Here is a 15467-nt window from a genome sequence, read left to right as displayed (position 1 = left end):
CTCTTACGCGCGACGCAGGGCAGCCTCTCCTGCCGTGCGGGTTTCTGAAAGCGTCGCCCCGGTGCTAAGCGCCTCGGGGTCAAGCACCAGCTCAAGCACCGCCAGCCGGCCCGAGGCATGGGCGCGCTGGAACGCATCGGCGAAATCCTCCTGCCGCCCGATCCGCTCACCATGGCCGCCATAGGCGCAGGCAAGTGCGGCGAAATCCGGGTTGGCCAGCGCCGTGCCCGAAACGCGACCGGGGTAGCTGCGCTCCTGATGCATCCGGATTGTACCGTATTGGCCGTTATTGGCGACGATGACAATGATCGCCGCGCCGTGCTGGGCAGCGGTCGAAAGCTCATTCACCGTCATTTGCAGGCAGCCATCCCCGGCCATGCAGATGACGGTGCGGTCAGGATGTTCCAGCTTGGCCGCAATGGCTGCGGGCAAACCATAGCCCATCGAACCCGACGTCGGCGCAAGCTGGGTGCCAAAGCGGCGAAAGCGGTAATAGCGATGCAGAAAAGCTGCGTAATTGCCCGCGCCATTGGTGATAATCGCATCCTGGGGCAACTGGTCCGAAAGCCAGCGCACGACCTCTTCCATCCGGACTGCACCGGGGGTGGGGCGCGGATCCTGCCATGCTTCATAGGCAGTGCGCAGGTCCCGGGTCCAGCCATCCCATCGCCGGGGCGCGGGCAAATCTGCCAGAGCGGAAACCACCACGCGCGGATCGGCGACCAGCCCGGGGTCAGGCCTCCACAGATGCCCCAGCTCATCAGGCGAGGGATGGACATGGATCACCCGGGCATGGGGTCGCGTCGGGTCCATCAGCTCATAGCCACGTGTCAGCGTGTCACCCAGCCGCGAACCCAGCGACAACAGGCAATCCGACTGCGCCAGCGCCTGCCCCAGAGCCGGGTTCATGCCAACACCAAGGTCTCCGACATAGTTCGGATGGGCGTTGTCCATATGCCCCTGACGGCGGAAGGGCACAGCCACCGGCAGGCCCCAGCCCTTGGCAAAGCGTGCCAGCGCATCGGCAGCCGCTTGCGACCAAAGCGTCCCGCCCGGGATAACCAAAGGCCGCTCGGCCCCCGCAAGCGCCTGCGCGATCGCCGCGACAGATTCGGCAGCAACGGCGGAAAGCGGCTGTGCCGCCGGGGCAAGGTCCGGCACCTCGGCGCGTGAGGACAACATATCCTCGGGCAGCGCCAGCACCACCGGACCGGGTCGACCAGACATGGCAAGATGAAAGGCGCGCGAGACATATTCAGGGATGCGTTCGGTCTGGTCGATTTCGGCAACCCATTTCGCCAGCGGGCCGAACATGGCGCGGTAATCGACCTCTTGAAAGGCTCCCCGGTCGCGGTCGGCGCGGGCGATCTGGCCGACGAACAGGATCATCGGCGTCGAATCCTGCCGCGCCACATGCACCCCGGCACTGGCATTGGTCGCGCCGGGCCCCCGAGTGACAAAAGCCACCCCCGGACGGCCGGTCAGCTTGCCATGCGCCTCGGCCATCATCGCGGCACCGCCTTCATGCCTGCAAACAACGTTCTGAATACCCGAGGCATGCAGCCCGTCCAGCACCGCAAGAAAGCTTTCGCCGGGGACCGAAAAGACCCGCCTGACCCCGTTCGCCTTCAGCGCATCGACAAGGATTTGTCCGCCGTGCCGCATCTCTGCCTTCTCCCCCTGTGCTTTTCTTTCCCGCCAGTCTGGGCCAGCTTGGGCGGAACTGGCAAGATACAGCCGGTCAAGTGAGGTTCGTCATGTCGATGCCGTCGGTTCTTTTCGTCTGTCTGGGCAATATCTGCCGCTCGCCTCTGGCCGAGGCTGCCTTGCGCGACGCGGCGGGGCGCGCCGGAGTGCAGGTGCTGATTGATTCGGCAGGAACCGGCGACTGGCACATCGGCCATGCCCCGGATCGCCGGGCGCAGGCAACGGCAGCGCGGGCGGGGATCGATATTTCGCAACTTCGCGCCCGACAGGTTGCGGTCGAGGATTTTCACCGCTTTGACTTTATCATTGCCATGGACGGGCAGAACCTGGCGGATCTGCGCCGCATCGCGCCTGCGGACGGGCGCGCTCGGCTGTCGCTGCTGCTGGATCACGTGCCCGGGCGCGAAGGACAATCGGTTGCCGACCCCTATTTCGGCGAGGCCGGGGGCTTTGACATCACCTGGCGCGACGTGACTGCCGGGGCACACGCGTTGTTGCAACGCATCATTGGACAAGAATAAGGCCCGGCCTTTACAGCCGCCACGCCCGGCCCTATCTCTGCCCGACCATGGCCACGAAATCCGACCCGAACTACAAGATCATCGCCGAGAACCGCCGGGCGCGCTTCGATTACTTTATCGAAAGCGATCTCGAGGTTGGCATCGTACTGACCGGGTCCGAGGTGAAAAGCCTGCGCACCGGCCAGTCGAACATCGCCGAAAGCTATGCCTCGGTCGAAGAGGGTGAGCTATGGCTGATCAACTCTTATATCGCGGCCTATAAACAGGCCGGTGTATTCGGGCATGAGGAACGGCGCCGACGCAAGCTGCTGGTGTCGAAACGCGAACTCAGCCGGCTGTGGCAGGCGGTCGGGCGCGAGGGCATGACGCTGGTGCCGCTGGTGATGTATTTCAACCATCGCGGCCGGGTTAAGCTGAAACTGGGCATCGCCAAGGGCAAGAAGGTCGCCGACAAGCGCGAGACCGCCGCCAAACGTGACTGGAACCGGCAGAAACAGCGTTTGCTGAAGCAGGGTTAAGCCTTGCCGCCCCGCGCGGCTGCGGTTACATCGGTGTCGTTTCTGCGCGCGGGGGGAAAGGCCGATGTCCATCGATTCCGACGATCCGAAAGTGCTGGTCTCGACCGGCTGGCTGGCGGCCCATCTGAACGATCCCGACCTGCGTATCATCGACGCCACGTGGCTTCTTGAACCCGGTCGCGACGCGCGTGCCGAATACATGGCCGCACATATCCCGGGCGCGCGCTTTTTCGACATCGACGAGATATCGGACAAGCGCAGCGAATTGCCTCATATGGCGCCGCAGCCCGAAATGTTCATCAGCCGTATGCGCGCCATGGGGATCGGCGACGGCCATCAGGTCGTGGTCTATGACAATTCCCCGGTCCGTTCGGCAGCGCGGGTCTGGTGGACCTTCAAGCTGATGGGCAAACAGGACGTGGCCGTTCTGGACGGAGGCTTTGCCAAATGGCGGGCCGAGGACCGCCCGGTCGAGGACATGCCCCCGGTTTTGCGTGACCGCCACATTACCGTGCAGCGTCAGGCGGCGCTGGTGCGCGACGTGACGCAGGTTGCCGCCGCCAGCAAGCTTGCCGATCACGAGATTGTCGATGCCCGCTCGGCCGAGCGTTTCCGCGGCGAGGCCTCTGAACCGCGGCCCGGCCTGCGCTCGGGTCACATCCCCGGCTCAAAGAACCTGCCCTTTGGCCGGCTCTACAATGCCGACGGCACGCTGAAATCCCCCGACGCGCTGCGCGCCGAGTTTGAGGCGGCCGGCGTAGATCTGACGAAACCCGTCATCACCACCTGCGGGTCGGGGGTAACGGCGGCTTCGCTGTTTCTGGCGCTTGAACGGATCGGGCACCGGGACCATTCGCTTTATGACGGAAGCTGGGCCGAATGGGGCAGCTTCCCCGACCTCAAAATCGCAACCGGAGAAGCGTGATGCTGGGCAATCTGAAACCACAGGCCCCCGACAAGATTCTGGCCCTGATGGGCGAATTCAAGGCCGACCCCCGTCAGGGCAAGGTCGATCTGGGCGTCGGGGTCTATAAGGATGCCACCGGCCATACGCCGATCATGCGCGCCGTCCACGCCGCCGAACAGCGGATGCTTGAGACCGAGACCACCAAGACCTATGCCAGCCTTTCGGGCGAGCCCGATTTTCAGAAGGCGATGGGCGACCTGATCCTTGGTCAGGGCCTCAAGCCTGAAACGACGGCGACGCTGGCCACCGTCGGCGGCACGGGCGCGATCCGTCAGGCGCTGGAACTGGCACGGATGGCGAACCCTGATCTGCGGGTCTTTGTGTCGGACCCGACCTGGCCGAACCATATCTCGATCATGAATTTCATGGGCGTTCCGGTCCAGACCTACCGCTATTTCGACAGTGCCACCCGCGGCGTCGATTTCGAGGCGATGAAGGCCGATATCGCCCAGGCGAAAAAAGGCGATGTGGTGCTGCTGCACGGCTGCTGCCACAACCCGACCGGCGCCAACCTGACGTTGGAGCAATGGGCCGAGGTCGCCTCGGTCCTTGAAAAAACCGGCGCAATGCCGCTGATCGACCTTGCCTATCAGGGCTTTGGCGACGGGCTGGAAGAGGACGCGGCCGGCACCCGGCTGATCGCCTCGCGCATCCCCGAGGTGCTGATCGCCGCCTCGTGCAGCAAGAACTTTGGCATCTACCGCGAACGCACGGGCTGCCTGCTGGCGCTGTGCACCGATGCGGGCACGCGCGAGCTTGCGCAGGGTGCCATGGCCTTCCTGAACCGCCAGACCTATTCCTTCCCGCCCTTCCACGGCGCAAAGATCGTCTCGACCGTGCTGAACACGCCCGAGCTGCGCGCCGACTGGATGGCCGAACTGGAGGCGGTGCGTAACGGTATGCTCAAGCTGCGCGAACAACTGGCAAGCGAACTGCGCGACCTGTCGGGTTCGGACCGTTTCGATTTTGTCGCCCGCCATCGCGGCATGTTCTCGCGTCTGGGCGCCACGCCCGAGCAGGTGCAAAAGATCAAGGACGAATTCGCCGTCTATATGGTGGGGGATTCGCGGATCAACATCGCCGGACTGAACGAAAACAGCATCCCGGTTCTGGCCCGCGCCATCATCGAAGCCGGCGTCTAAGCCAGAGCACCGCCAGTCACATGCAAAAGCCGCCGGCCCTGCCCGGCGGCTTTTTCTTTTATCCGCCGGTCCTCAGGTTTTGCGGCCCAGCTTGCGGTCGATATATTCCCGCAGCTCTTCGATCTCGGTCTGGCTTTCCTGCAATTCGCCCTGCGCCGCGCGCAGCTCGGCCTCGGCGGTCGAAAGCCGGGCGATCAGATCGGCCTCGCGCATCTCAAGAGCGCTGACGGCACGCTCGCGCGCCTCTTCTGCCTCGTGCAGCTGCTGGGCCATCGTCTCCAGCTCGCCCATCTCGGCGCGGGTGGCGCGGGACAGGCGATGGACCAGCCAGCTTGCGAACCATCCCAAAAGGAAGGCAGCAAAAAGAAGGATCGCGGTCGCCAGGATGAGTTCGTTACGATTCATGCGCGCGGCTTTGATAAAAGGGACAGGGCGGATCTGGTCATGGCTTTCGGGGCTCTTCAGGCCGCGGCAGGGGGCGGTTCACATGCAAGGCCTCTTGCGCAGGGATAGTCCCCGCCTCGACCGCCGCGCCGCGCAAAGCCTTTTGCGCAGGGGCAGTCGCAGCCTCGGCCGGGGCAACCAGCGTGTCAGGATCAGGCAAAAGCTGCGCGGCTGGCAGGGTCGCGGCCTGCAACAGCGGCAGTTCAGGCAACCCCGCCTCTTGCGCAGGCTGGCTGGCAATGCGCCCCGGATCGACGCCCGAGACAAGCAGGCGCACCGGCTCGGTCGCAGCAAATGCTGCGGCTTCGGGATCAGTCGGCACGCCAAGCACCGGACCAACAGCGGCGGTCACGGCGCGCAATGCTGCCCCGGCAGCCCGCGCGGCGACCTCTTCGGGACTGTCGGTGACACCCTTGACCAGTTCAGCCGGCGCCAGGGCCTCGGTCTGCACCGGCTCTTCGCCAAGCAGGGTGAATTCGATGCGCCGGTTCGCCTCACGCCCGGCCTCGGTGTCGTTATCGGCGATGGGGCGGCTTTCGCCATAACCCTTGGCGGTCATATTCGAAGTGTTGATCCCCGCCTCGGTCATCGCCGCCAGAACCGCCTGCGCCCGCGAACGCGAGAGTTCGGCGTTGAACCCTTCGGAACCCTGCGAATCGGTGTGGCCGCCGATCTCGATGCGGAAATCAGAACATAGCGCCATCGTCTCGGCCAGATGCTCAAGCGTCGGACCCGGGTCGCCTGCGATAACCGATTTGTTCGGCTCGAACCCGATTTCGGATTCCTGCATCGCTGCATTCAGCCGGTCCACGCATTCGATACCCGACGGCAGACCCAGCAGCGGGTCCAGCCGCCGGTCATAGCGGATTGCCAGCTCATAACGCGCCCCTGCGCCCAGTCTCTGTGCCAGCCGCGCCGCCACCGCATCCGAGGCGGTCTGGCTGCCCGACACGCCGCTGACCCGCACCAGATCGCGTGTCACCGTCGCGTTGCCACGATCCAGCGCATTCAGCGCCTCAAGCGCGGCGATGGCGCGCAGGGTCCAGCCATCGGGCACCGAAGCGTCGCTGCGCAGCGCGCTGTCCACCCGGCCAAAACGGGCGCGCGCAAGGCTTTCCACCGCCTCGCGCATCCGTTCATCCGTGATGCGGCCACGCAGGGCGACACCGCTGCTGTCTGCAACTGCCGAGAACTCGGCAGGGCCCGCCTCGCCCTTGGTCGCCTCTTCATGCTCGGCGCTAAGGGTAAAGACATCGGGCAACGCCGCCTCTAGCCGGCCGGCCACCTCGTCAAAGCTGGCAGCCTCGACATCGGCGGGGGCGAACAGCGCGACATCGGTGTCCGAGATCGTCACCGAGCCCGCGCCAAGGTCATTGACCGCCGCAACCGCCGCAACCGCCGCATCGCCCCAGCGAGCCGAGGGCGCGCCAAGGCCAAGGGTGCATTGCGCCGCCTCTGGCACCCCGGCCTCGCGTCCTGCGGCAAGGATACGGTCACGGGCGGCCTCATCATTGGCCGAGCAGGCATCAAACCGCGCGCCTGCCGCATCCTTGACAAAGCGCAGGGTAAAGGGGGCGATCAGCGGCCGTGGTGCGGTAATTTCAGCCGTCAGGCGAACCGACGCGGGTTTCGCCCGGTTCAAAGCTGCCTCGAGCGCCGCCTTTTCGCGCGGGCTGTCAGTGATCGCACGGATCGAGACCTCCCCCGCCGCGATCGAGACTTTGGCCCGTCTGGCCAGTTCGGCTGCCTTGATGCCAAAGGCAAAGGCGTTCTCCCAACCTTCGGGGACGGCATAATCGGCGGTCTCCATCAGGTCCGAGATGCGGGTTGCCCCTGTCTGGCGTTTCAACTGACCGATCAGCCCGGCGCGGTCCAGATCGGCAGGGACAAGCCCGATGATCGAAATGCCCTCGTCATTGCGCAAAAGCTCGACCTCGAAAGCGGGGGTTGCCAGTTCGGCGCTGGCAGTGACCTGCATGGCATCGGTCACCCGCCCGGCATCAACCACCGTCTCGGCCCGGGCCCGGGCGCGGAAACGCTGCACCTCGTCGGGGGCGATGCCCTCAAGCCGGACTTGCAGCCCGTCGGTCGTCACCGTCACCCAGTCGAAACCGGCCAGCGCCGCGCGCAGATCCGTCGCCGAGCGGGTTTCGATGAAATCAGCCGCCGCGCGGGCAGCCAAAAAGGACAGGCCCGCCGCTGCGGCAAGGGCGATAAGGCTTACAGCCACCGCGGGGCCCCGGCGCGGGGGACGACCTGCGGATTGCTGGGAATTGGCCATCAGGGAGACCTTCGGGCTGTTTCCGACCTGCCGCATGTAATCCCTGCGGGCGGGTTTCGCAATCAGACCAGCCCCGCCAAAGCAAGAAACAGCGCAATCAGCAGGCCCGCATCGCGGTTACTGCGAAACAGGCGCAGGCAACCGGCGCTGTCGGTCATATCAAAGCGCAAGAGCTGCCAGGCCAGATGCGCGGCAAAACCAGCCACACCCAGCAGAGCCAGCACCAGCGCAAGCCCCTGCGCGCCCGTCGCCAGCACCGCAAGCACCAGCAGCAGGACCGAGGCGATGCCAAAGCCCGCCAGCCAGCGCGCCGTATCGCGACCAAACAGCCGGGCAGTGGACTTGACACCAATCAGGGCGTCATCCTCGGCATCCTGATGGGCATAGATGGTGTCGTAAAAGACCGTCCATGCGATGCCGCCCAGATAGGCCAGCACCGGCGCCGGGGCGAGGTTGCCCGTATGCGCCGCCCAACCCAGCAGCGCGCCCCAGTTGAAAGCAAGGCCCAGAAATACCTGCGGCCACCAGGTAAAGCGTTTGGCAAAGGGATAGATCGCCACCAGCGCCAGCGATGCGATCCCCAGCGCAATCGCCGCACTGCCAAGCGTCAGCAGAATGGCAAAACCGGCCAGCGACTGCGCGGCCAGCCAGATAAGCGCCCCCCTGACCGTCACCTGCCCCGAGGGAATCGGGCGCGAACGGGTGCGCGCCACTTTGTCGTCGATGTCGCGGTCGGTGATGTCGTTCCAGGTGCAGCCCGCACCGCGCATCAGCACAGCGCCGATCCCACAGGCAAGCGCAATCCATATATCGCGCCAGCCGGGATTGCCTGCGATCATCGCCAACCCGATCCCCCACCAGCAGGGCAAAAGCAAAAGCCAGGTGCCGATTGGCCTGTCAGCGCGGGAAAGCCGCAGCCATGGCCTCCAGCCCACAGGCGCGTAACGATCCACCCAGTTATCCGGCGGCGCATCGGCGACGGTGCTTTGGCCCTCTGGCATCGGACGGTCGATCTGCATTACGCTGCGCCCCATCATGGCGAAAATCAGACTGTTCATAGATCACCCGCTGGCCAAGGGACAAGGTATCGAGCTGAATACCGATCAGGCGCATTACCTTTCTTCGGTCATGCGGCAGTCGGCGGGCGACGAAATTCTGGTCTTTAACGGCCGCGACGGCGAATGGCTGGCGCGAATCGAGCGCATTGCCAAACGCAACGGCACGCTGATCGCCGAACGACAGAGCGCGCCGCAGATGAACCCGCCTGACCTGTGGCTGATCTTTGCCCCGATCAAAAAGGCGCGCACCGATTTCATCGTCGAAAAAGCGGCCGAGATGGGCGCGGCCCGCATCCTGCCAGTGCAGACCGATCACACGAACTCTGAACGGATCCGTCAGGACCGGCTGCAAGCCCATGCCATCGAGGCAGCCGAGCAGTGTGGCGGCACCTTCGTCCCCGAGGTCGGTGAACTGGTGCCGCTGTCCCGCCTGCTGGACGGCTGGGATACCGGGCGGCGCATCCTTTGGGCGGATGAGGCGCTGGCGGGACCAGCACAGACGCTGGCTGGTCTGCCGCACGGCCCTTGGGCGATTCTTATCGGCCCTGAGGGCGGCTGGTCCGAATCGGAACGACGGCGTCTTTCGGCGATGGATTGCGTCGCGCGCATCTCTTTGGGGCCAAGAATCCTGCGCGCGGACACCGCTGCCGTTGCGTCACTGGCCCTGTGGCAGGCAAGTCTGGGCGACTGGAGCTGACCGCCCGGGCCTTGGGGGCGCAACTTTCATCCGAAAACCGGGCCACTGGCGGGAAAATATTGCGGCGCAGCATCGGTATTTCCCTCTTGCCGCAAAAACTAAGGGAATTCGGTCTCTTATGCACAAGCTGCATGGCAGAGATGCCCGTTTGGCCGTGGTTTTATCAGACTGCCCGGCCTATATGCTGATGCATGAACGAAGCGCCCGATAATCGGGCAATGATCTCAAGGTGGAAACTATGTCGGCGATTGACACGAACCGCATCCATGGCGGGGCGGGCTCTTTCGGTATTGGCTCGAAAATCTGGGCGGCTGTGACCGCTTGGAACGATGCGCGCGTTACGAAAAATGCGCTGAGCCGTCTTTCCGACCGCGAGCTGGACGACATCGGTCTGTGCCGCGGCGATATCGAACGTATTGCGCGCGCCCGCTGATCAGCGGTTGAAGACGCGAGATCGGCTATACGGATAATCCGCAAGCCTTTTTCGGCCCGAATGGGCAAAACGAACAGGCGGCCCCAAAGGCCGCCTTCAGTATTTTCTGTGGATGGTTTTTGCCGGGGATTTCCCCGGCATTCCCGCGATCAATCCCGCCTTACGACCAGCGTCGACCATTCGCCCAGATCATCGCGCCGCTCAAGCTGCAAACCGCCAGCCGTATAGGCCGCGATGACCTCATCGGCCTGGGTGACCAGAATGCCCGACAAAATCGCCTTGCCGCCCGGTGCGATATTTTTCGCCATATCGGGTACGAGGTCTATCAGCGGCTGGTTTAGGATATTGGCGAAAACCAGATCAAAGGGCGCGGCATTCTCGATCAGCGGATGATCAAAGCCCGCTGCCTCGACACATTCGACACGTCCATCCAGCCCGTTGGCAATCACATTGGCACGCGCCACATCCACTGCCTGCGGGTCGATATCACCGGCAAGCACGATCACCGGGAACGAACGCGCCGCAGCCATGGCAAGCACAGCGGTCCCGCAGCCGACATCGACGATGCGCTGCGGTGCAAAGCCTTCGTTGATCAGCCGGTCCAAAGCCAGAAGACAGCCTTTGGTCGTGCCGTGATGGCCGGTGCCAAAGGCCATGGCGGCCTCGATCAGCAGTGCCTCGGCACTTTCGGGGACCTTGTCGGCATCATGGCTGCCATGGACGAAAAAGCGCCCGGCCTCGACCGGCGAGAGTTCACGCCGGACATGGGCGACCCAATCCACCTCGGGCAGTTCCGAGATGACGAAAGGCTCTGCCTGCCAGGCGGCAGCCAGCAACGCCAACCCGACCTCGTCCGGGGATTCGGTGAAATACAACCCCACCTCCCAGCGGCCTGAGCCATCCTCGATCTCGAAAACGCCGGTGCCGACGGGTTCGGGGTTCAGGTCCTCGCCCGCCTCGGCAAGCGCCTCGGCCGCGTCACGGCCATTGGTGTGGGTCAGCGCGGTCCAGGTCGGCATTCAATGCTCCTCGGCTATATCGGTCAAAGGGGCTTTGACACCCGTACCACGCAACCCGCAATAGCCATCGGGATAACGATCCAGATATTGCTGGTGATCGTCCTCGGCCCGCCAGAAGGGACCGGCAGGGATAATCTGGGTGGTGATATCGGGATAGCCCTGAACCGCCAGCCGGTTGCTGTAATCGGCCCTGGACAGTTCCGCCGCTGCCTTCTGGCTGTCATTGAAATACATGATCAACGAGCGGTATTGAGAGCCCACGTCATTGCCCTGGCGGTTGCCCTGGGTCGGATCGTGGTTTTCCCAGAATATCTGCAAAAGTCGTTCATAGCTGATGCGCGAGCTGTCGTAGACAACGCGCACCACCTCGGCATGACCAGTCGTGCCGGTACAAACCTGTTTGTAGCTGGGATCTTCGGCATGGCCTCCGGCAAAGCCGACCTCAGTCAGCCAGACTCCCTCTTGCTGCCAGAACAGCCGTTCGACACCCCAGTAACAGCCCATGCCAAAAATCGCCTGGTCAAAACCTTTCGGCATTTCAGCATCCAGCGGCCGGCCAAAGATCCGGTGAAGGGGGGCAGTCATGGTTGCGTCCTTTCGCATGTCCTGCCGCATTAGGTAGGGCTGCCGGACCGCCCGCGCAACGGCGGAATACCGAAACCGGCTTGCGGGCGGGCAACCGGTTCTGCCAAGTTGCACGCAAATTGAGCTGCGCGAGGCCCCAATGCGCCCCGGACCCCGAAACCTGATCACCGATGTCGACGGCCTGCGGGTCGGCAATGCCCGCGACGACGTTTTACGCTCGGGCAGTACGGTTCTGTTGGGCGATGCACCGCTGGCCTGCGGGTTCAACGTCATGGGCGGCGCCCCCGGCACGCGCGAAACCGAGCTTCTGGCCCCCGACAAACTGGTGCCGGGGGTGGATGCTCTGGTGCTGTCGGGCGGCTCGGCCTTTGGACTGGCAGCCTGCGACGGGGTATCCGAGGGGTTGCGCGCCATGGGCCGGGGATTCGAGGTCGGCCCGGTGCGCGTGCCAATCGTCCCCGGCGCCATCGTCTTTGACCTGCTGAACGGCGGTAACAAGGACTGGCAGGGAAACCCCTATCCCGCCCTTGGCCGCGCGGCGTTAGAAACCGCCAGCCCCGATTTCTTACTAGGCAGCGAGGGGGCCGGAACCGGGGCGATGACCCATCGCTGGAAGGGAGGGCTCGGCTCAGCCTCGGCAGTGCTTGATTGCGGGATCACGCTGGGGGCGCTGGTGGTCGTCAACGCGCTGGGATCGGTGACCGCGGGCGAAACGCGGCAATTCTGGGCAGCCCCTTGGGAGACAGAGGGTGAGTTCGGTGGCCTTGGGCTTTCCGGCCCCTATCCCGCCGCGCATGAGCCAAGCCCGTCCAAACGGCTGGGCGAGGCGACGACCATTGCCATCATCGCCACGGATGCGCGGCTGGACAAGGCAGGGCTGACGCGGCTGGCGACGGCGGCACAGGACGGGATGGCCCGCGCTATCGTACCCAGCCACACCCCCTTTGACGGCGATCTGGTCTTTGCCGTCTCGTCCGGGATGAAGCCACTGCCCGATCCGGCGCTGACGCCCTTTCAACTGGGTCACGCCGCCGCGTGCACGCTGGCGCGCGCGATCGCGCGTGGGGTTTATGCGGCAAGTCCCCGGCCGGGGGATCTGCAACCCTGCTGGCGCGAGGGTTAGGGGGCTCTGCCCCCATGCCTTTCCTGCCCCTCAATGGGGCCGGAAAGGCACTCCCCCGGGATATTTCACCACGAAAGAAGCGTCAGGATTTCTTGCCGATGCGCGGCTCACTACCAGCAAGGATGCGGCGGATATTGGCGTCGTGACGGATGAAGATCAGCACGGTCATAAAGGCCGTAACGGCTGCCATCGCTTTTCCGTCAAGCCATAGGGCGATAAAAGGGGTCAGCGCCGCTGCGACCAGCGCCGAGAGAGATGAGATCCGCAAGATCAGCGCAGTCAGCAGCCACAACCCGCAGGCGACAAGGCCCAGCCGCCAGTCAAGCGCGAGGAGCGTGCCGAGGAAGGTCGCAACACCTTTTCCGCCCCGAAAACCGAGCCAGACGGGAAAAAGGTGGCCGAGGAATGCAGCAGCACCCGCGATCAGCGCCGCATGGGGGTCAGCAAGCGCGCGGGCAAGCAGCACCGCAATCGCGCCCTTGCCGCTGTCAAGCAGCAGGGTGGCGAGGGCTGCGGGGCGGTTTCCGGTACGCAGCACATTGGTTGCGCCAATATTGCCCGAGCCGATCTGGCGTAAATCACCCAGCCCCAGCGCACGGGTGATGACGATGCCAAAAGGGATCGTACCCAGCAGATAGCCGATGGCGGCCCAGAGGATCAGGGTCATGCTTGCGCTCCGAAGACGCGGCGACCGGCAACCCAGGTGCCAAGCACCCTGCCTTCGAGCCGCGCGCCGTCGAAGGGGGTGTTCTTAGACTTCGATAGCAGGGTGAAACGATCAAGCACAAAGGGCGCATCGGGATCAAAGAGCACCAGATCTGCGGGCGCTCCGGCTGACAGCCGCCCGGCGGGCAGGCCAAGACGCCGCGCGGGGTTAAGCGACATCGCACGCCACAGTTGCGGCAGGCTAAGCCCTCCCTGATGGTAAAGCCGCATCGCCGCCGGCAGGAGGGTCTGCAACCCGACGGCACCCGGGGCCGCCTCGGCAAAGGGCAAACGCTTGCTTTCTTCGTCCTGCGGGGTGTGAAAGCTGGCGATCACGTCGATCAGGCCCTCGGCCAGCGCCTCGACCATGGCCAGCCGGTCCTCTTCGGCCCGCAGGGGCGGCGTGAAGCGGAAGAAGGTCCGATAGCCGCCCACATCATATTCATTCAGCGTCAGATGATGGATCGAAATGCCAGCAGTGACATCCAGCCCGGCCTCACGCGCGCGGCGCAGCGCGGGGAGGCTGGCTGCCACCGTGATCTGGTCGGCGTGGTAGCGCGCGCCAGTCATCGCCACCAGCGCAAGATCGCGATCAAGCCCCATCACCTCGGCCATGGGCGAGACAGAGGGCAGGCCGTAGAGCGAAGCGAACTTGCCCGAGGTCGCCGCCGCACCCTTCGACAGGCCGGGGTCCTGCGGGTGACCGACGATCAGCGCGTCCAACCCACGCGCATAGGTCATGCAGCGGGATAAAAGCCGGGTGTCCGGAACGACCCGCACGCCATCGGTAAAGGCAACGGCCCCAGCGTCCTGCAGAAAGCCCATCTCGACCATCTCGCGGCCTTCGCGGGCACGGGTCAGCGCCGCCATATGCCGGATGTTGACCGGCGCATCCGCCGCGCGGCGGGTGGCGAACTCCAGCGCCTCTGGCGTGTCGATCGGCGGCAATGTGTCGGGCCGTGCGATCACGGTCGTCACCCCGCCCGCCGCTGCGGCAAGCCCGGCGCTGCGGAAACTTTCCTTGTGACGTTCACCCGGTTCACCGATTTTGACGCCCCAGTCGATCAGCCCGGGCGCAAGGTGCTTGCCGCCGCAGTCGATCAGCTCGGCGCCTTGCGGGGCCTCTGCCCCGACTGCCTCGATCAGGCCGTCGCGGACGGTCAGCGTGCCCCCGGCCACGGTCTGCGCTTCGGGATCGATAAGGCGGGCGTTGTGAAAATGCAGGATCATGCCATCATCTCCGCCGCCCTGGCGCCACGCTCGGCCCGCAGGTTGCGCGCCAGAAGGTCCATCGCCGCCATACGGACCGCGACGCCCATCTCGACCTGATCCTGAATGACTGAACGGTTGATGTCATCGGCGATGGTGCCGTCGATCTCGACCCCGCGGTTCATTGGACCGGGATGCATGACGATCGCATCGGGCGCGGCCAGTGCCAGCTTTTCCGCATCAAGCCCCCAGCGGTGGTAATATTCCCGCTCAGAGGGGATGAAACCGCCGTCCATCCGCTCTTTCTGAAGGCGCAGCATCATCACCACATCCGCACCTTTCAGCCCTTCGCGCATGTCCTCGTGGACCTCGCAACCCCAGTCGCGGGCACCCGAGGGCATCAGCGTCGCCGGACCGACAAGGCGCAGGCGGTTCTCCATCTTGCCAAGCAGGATCAGGTTTGAGCGCGCAACCCGGCTGTGGGCAATATCGCCGCAAATCGCTACGGTCAGCCGGTGCAACCTGCCTTTGGCGCGGCGGATGGTCAGCGCATCAAGCAGCGCCTGCGTCGGATGTTCATGCCGGCCGTCACCTGCGTTCAGCACCGCGCAATTCACCTTTTGGGCCAGGAGGTCCACCGCCCCTGACTGAGGATGGCGCACGACCAACAGGTCGGGATGCATGGCATTCAGCGTCAGGGCGGTGTCGATCAGTGTCTCGCCCTTTTTGACGCTTGAGGTCTGCATCGAGATGTTCATCACATCAGCACCCAACCGCTTGCCCGCCAGTTCGAAACTGGACTGGGTGCGGGTCGAGTTCTCAAAGAACATGTTGATCTGGGTCATCCCGGCCAGTGCATCGGAATGTTTCACCGTGCGGCGGTTCAGATCGACATAGGTTTCGGCAAGATCAAGAAGCGTGGTGATCTCGGGGGGGGCGAGCGGCTCGATCCCCAAAAGATGGCGGGCACGGAACATGGCTTGGTCCCCAAGGTCGCGGTCGCGCCCTCTATGACAAATGCGGCCCGGCCCGGCAAGCGGCGCGACCTCTTGCATCGG

At 64.6% G+C, this 15467-nt stretch carries 16 protein-coding genes; 7 read left to right on the top strand and 9 right to left on the bottom strand.

Going from position 1 to position 15467, the window contains the following annotated elements; all coding sequences use genetic code 11:
* Nucleotides 1–3: 3 nt before the first annotated feature.
* The gene (locus tag PARACOCCUSGL_RS0104750; protein WP_010393640.1) at nt 4–1665 is read right to left on the bottom strand and encodes a thiamine pyrophosphate-binding protein; all 1662 of its coding nucleotides are present in this window, start codon (nt 1663–1665) and stop codon (nt 4–6) included.
* Between the two features lie 92 nt (nt 1666–1757).
* On the opposite strand from PARACOCCUSGL_RS0104750, the gene PARACOCCUSGL_RS0104745 reads away from it, so the two are divergent.
* The 4 genes from PARACOCCUSGL_RS0104745 (at nt 1758) to PARACOCCUSGL_RS0104730 (ending at nt 4855) form a co-directional block, all read left to right on the top strand.
* On the top strand, nt 1758–2228 hold the full coding sequence (locus tag PARACOCCUSGL_RS0104745) for a low molecular weight protein-tyrosine-phosphatase (RefSeq protein WP_010393638.1): 471 nt from the start codon (nt 1758–1760) through the stop codon (nt 2226–2228).
* A 47-nt stretch (nt 2229–2275) separates the two neighbouring features.
* The gene (gene smpB / locus PARACOCCUSGL_RS0104740; RefSeq protein WP_010393636.1) at nt 2276–2746 is read left to right on the top strand and encodes an SsrA-binding protein SmpB; all 471 of its coding nucleotides are present in this window, start codon (nt 2276–2278) and stop codon (nt 2744–2746) included.
* A gap of 64 nt (nt 2747–2810) precedes the next feature.
* A complete protein-coding gene (sseA, locus tag PARACOCCUSGL_RS0104735) occupies nt 2811–3671 on the top strand; it encodes a 3-mercaptopyruvate sulfurtransferase (protein WP_010393634.1) in 861 nt (286 codons plus the stop codon).
* On the top strand, nt 3671–4855 hold the full coding sequence (locus PARACOCCUSGL_RS0104730) for an amino acid aminotransferase (protein WP_010393633.1): 1185 nt from the start codon (nt 3671–3673) through the stop codon (nt 4853–4855). Before sseA ends, PARACOCCUSGL_RS0104730 begins: the two co-directional genes overlap by 1 nt.
* Nucleotides 4856–4927: 72 nt before the next feature.
* Here the strand turns inward: PARACOCCUSGL_RS0104730 and PARACOCCUSGL_RS0104725 are convergent, their stop codons facing one another.
* The 3 genes from PARACOCCUSGL_RS0104725 to ubiA all read right to left on the bottom strand — a co-directional run bounded on the left by PARACOCCUSGL_RS0104725 (nt 4928) and on the right by ubiA (nt 8599).
* A complete protein-coding gene (locus tag PARACOCCUSGL_RS0104725) occupies nt 4928–5260 on the bottom strand; it encodes a hypothetical protein (protein WP_010393630.1) in 333 nt (110 codons plus the stop codon).
* A gap of 37 nt (nt 5261–5297) precedes the next feature.
* Complete coding sequence (locus tag PARACOCCUSGL_RS20280; RefSeq protein ID WP_227493376.1) at nt 5298–7529, bottom strand: OmpA family protein; 2232 nt, start codon at nt 7527–7529, stop codon at nt 5298–5300.
* Nucleotides 7530–7642: 113 nt separating this feature from the next.
* A complete protein-coding gene (gene ubiA / locus PARACOCCUSGL_RS0104715; RefSeq protein WP_029371518.1) occupies nt 7643–8599 on the bottom strand; it encodes a 4-hydroxybenzoate octaprenyltransferase in 957 nt (318 codons plus the stop codon).
* A gap of 16 nt (nt 8600–8615) precedes the next feature.
* Between ubiA and PARACOCCUSGL_RS0104710 the strand changes: the two genes are divergently transcribed.
* Both PARACOCCUSGL_RS0104710 and PARACOCCUSGL_RS0104705 read left to right on the top strand, forming a co-directional pair.
* Nucleotides 8616–9335, top strand: coding sequence for a 16S rRNA (uracil(1498)-N(3))-methyltransferase (locus PARACOCCUSGL_RS0104710; RefSeq protein WP_010393623.1), 720 nt, complete (start codon nt 8616–8618; stop codon nt 9333–9335).
* A 238-nt stretch (nt 9336–9573) separates the two neighbouring features.
* Nucleotides 9574–9768: a DUF1127 domain-containing protein gene (locus tag PARACOCCUSGL_RS0104705; RefSeq protein ID WP_010393621.1), complete on the top strand. Its 195-nt coding sequence runs from the start codon at nt 9574–9576 to the stop codon at nt 9766–9768.
* A gap of 149 nt (nt 9769–9917) precedes the next feature.
* Here PARACOCCUSGL_RS0104705 and PARACOCCUSGL_RS0104700 read toward each other — a convergent pair whose 3' ends face one another.
* Together PARACOCCUSGL_RS0104700 and msrA are read right to left on the bottom strand one after the other, a co-directional pair.
* Entirely contained in the window at nt 9918–10787 is an 870-nt protein-coding gene (locus tag PARACOCCUSGL_RS0104700) for a 50S ribosomal protein L11 methyltransferase (RefSeq protein WP_010393619.1), read from the bottom strand.
* Complete coding sequence (gene msrA / locus PARACOCCUSGL_RS20275) at nt 10788–11372, bottom strand: peptide-methionine (S)-S-oxide reductase MsrA (RefSeq protein WP_050804157.1); 585 nt, start codon at nt 11370–11372, stop codon at nt 10788–10790.
* Nucleotides 11373–11511: 139 nt separating this feature from the next.
* On the opposite strand from msrA, the gene PARACOCCUSGL_RS0104690 reads away from it, so the two are divergent.
* Entirely contained in the window at nt 11512–12495 is a 984-nt protein-coding gene (locus tag PARACOCCUSGL_RS0104690; RefSeq protein ID WP_010393613.1) for a P1 family peptidase, read from the top strand.
* Between the two features lie 82 nt (nt 12496–12577).
* On the opposite strand, the gene plsY is transcribed toward PARACOCCUSGL_RS0104690, so the two are convergent.
* From plsY to PARACOCCUSGL_RS0104675, 3 genes are read right to left on the bottom strand one after another with little or no spacing between them, the layout of a single operon-like run.
* Nucleotides 12578–13162, bottom strand: a complete 585-nt coding sequence (gene plsY / locus PARACOCCUSGL_RS0104685; protein ID WP_010393610.1) for a glycerol-3-phosphate 1-O-acyltransferase PlsY — start codon at nt 13160–13162, stop codon at nt 12578–12580.
* Nucleotides 13159–14430: a dihydroorotase gene (gene pyrC, locus PARACOCCUSGL_RS0104680; protein ID WP_010393609.1), complete on the bottom strand. Its 1272-nt coding sequence runs from the start codon at nt 14428–14430 to the stop codon at nt 13159–13161. The genes plsY and pyrC overlap by 4 nt, the downstream gene beginning before the upstream one ends.
* Nucleotides 14427–15386, bottom strand: a complete 960-nt coding sequence (locus PARACOCCUSGL_RS0104675) for an aspartate carbamoyltransferase catalytic subunit (protein ID WP_029371515.1) — start codon at nt 15384–15386, stop codon at nt 14427–14429. Before PARACOCCUSGL_RS0104675 ends, pyrC begins: the two co-directional genes overlap by 4 nt.
* Nucleotides 15387–15467 lie beyond the last annotated feature (81 nt).

This window comes from Paracoccus sp. TRP, assembly GCF_000185925.1.
GTDB classification, from domain to species: domain Bacteria; phylum Pseudomonadota; class Alphaproteobacteria; order Rhodobacterales; family Rhodobacteraceae; genus Paracoccus; species Paracoccus kondratievae.
This window is presented reverse-complemented; position numbering and strand designations above follow the sequence as displayed.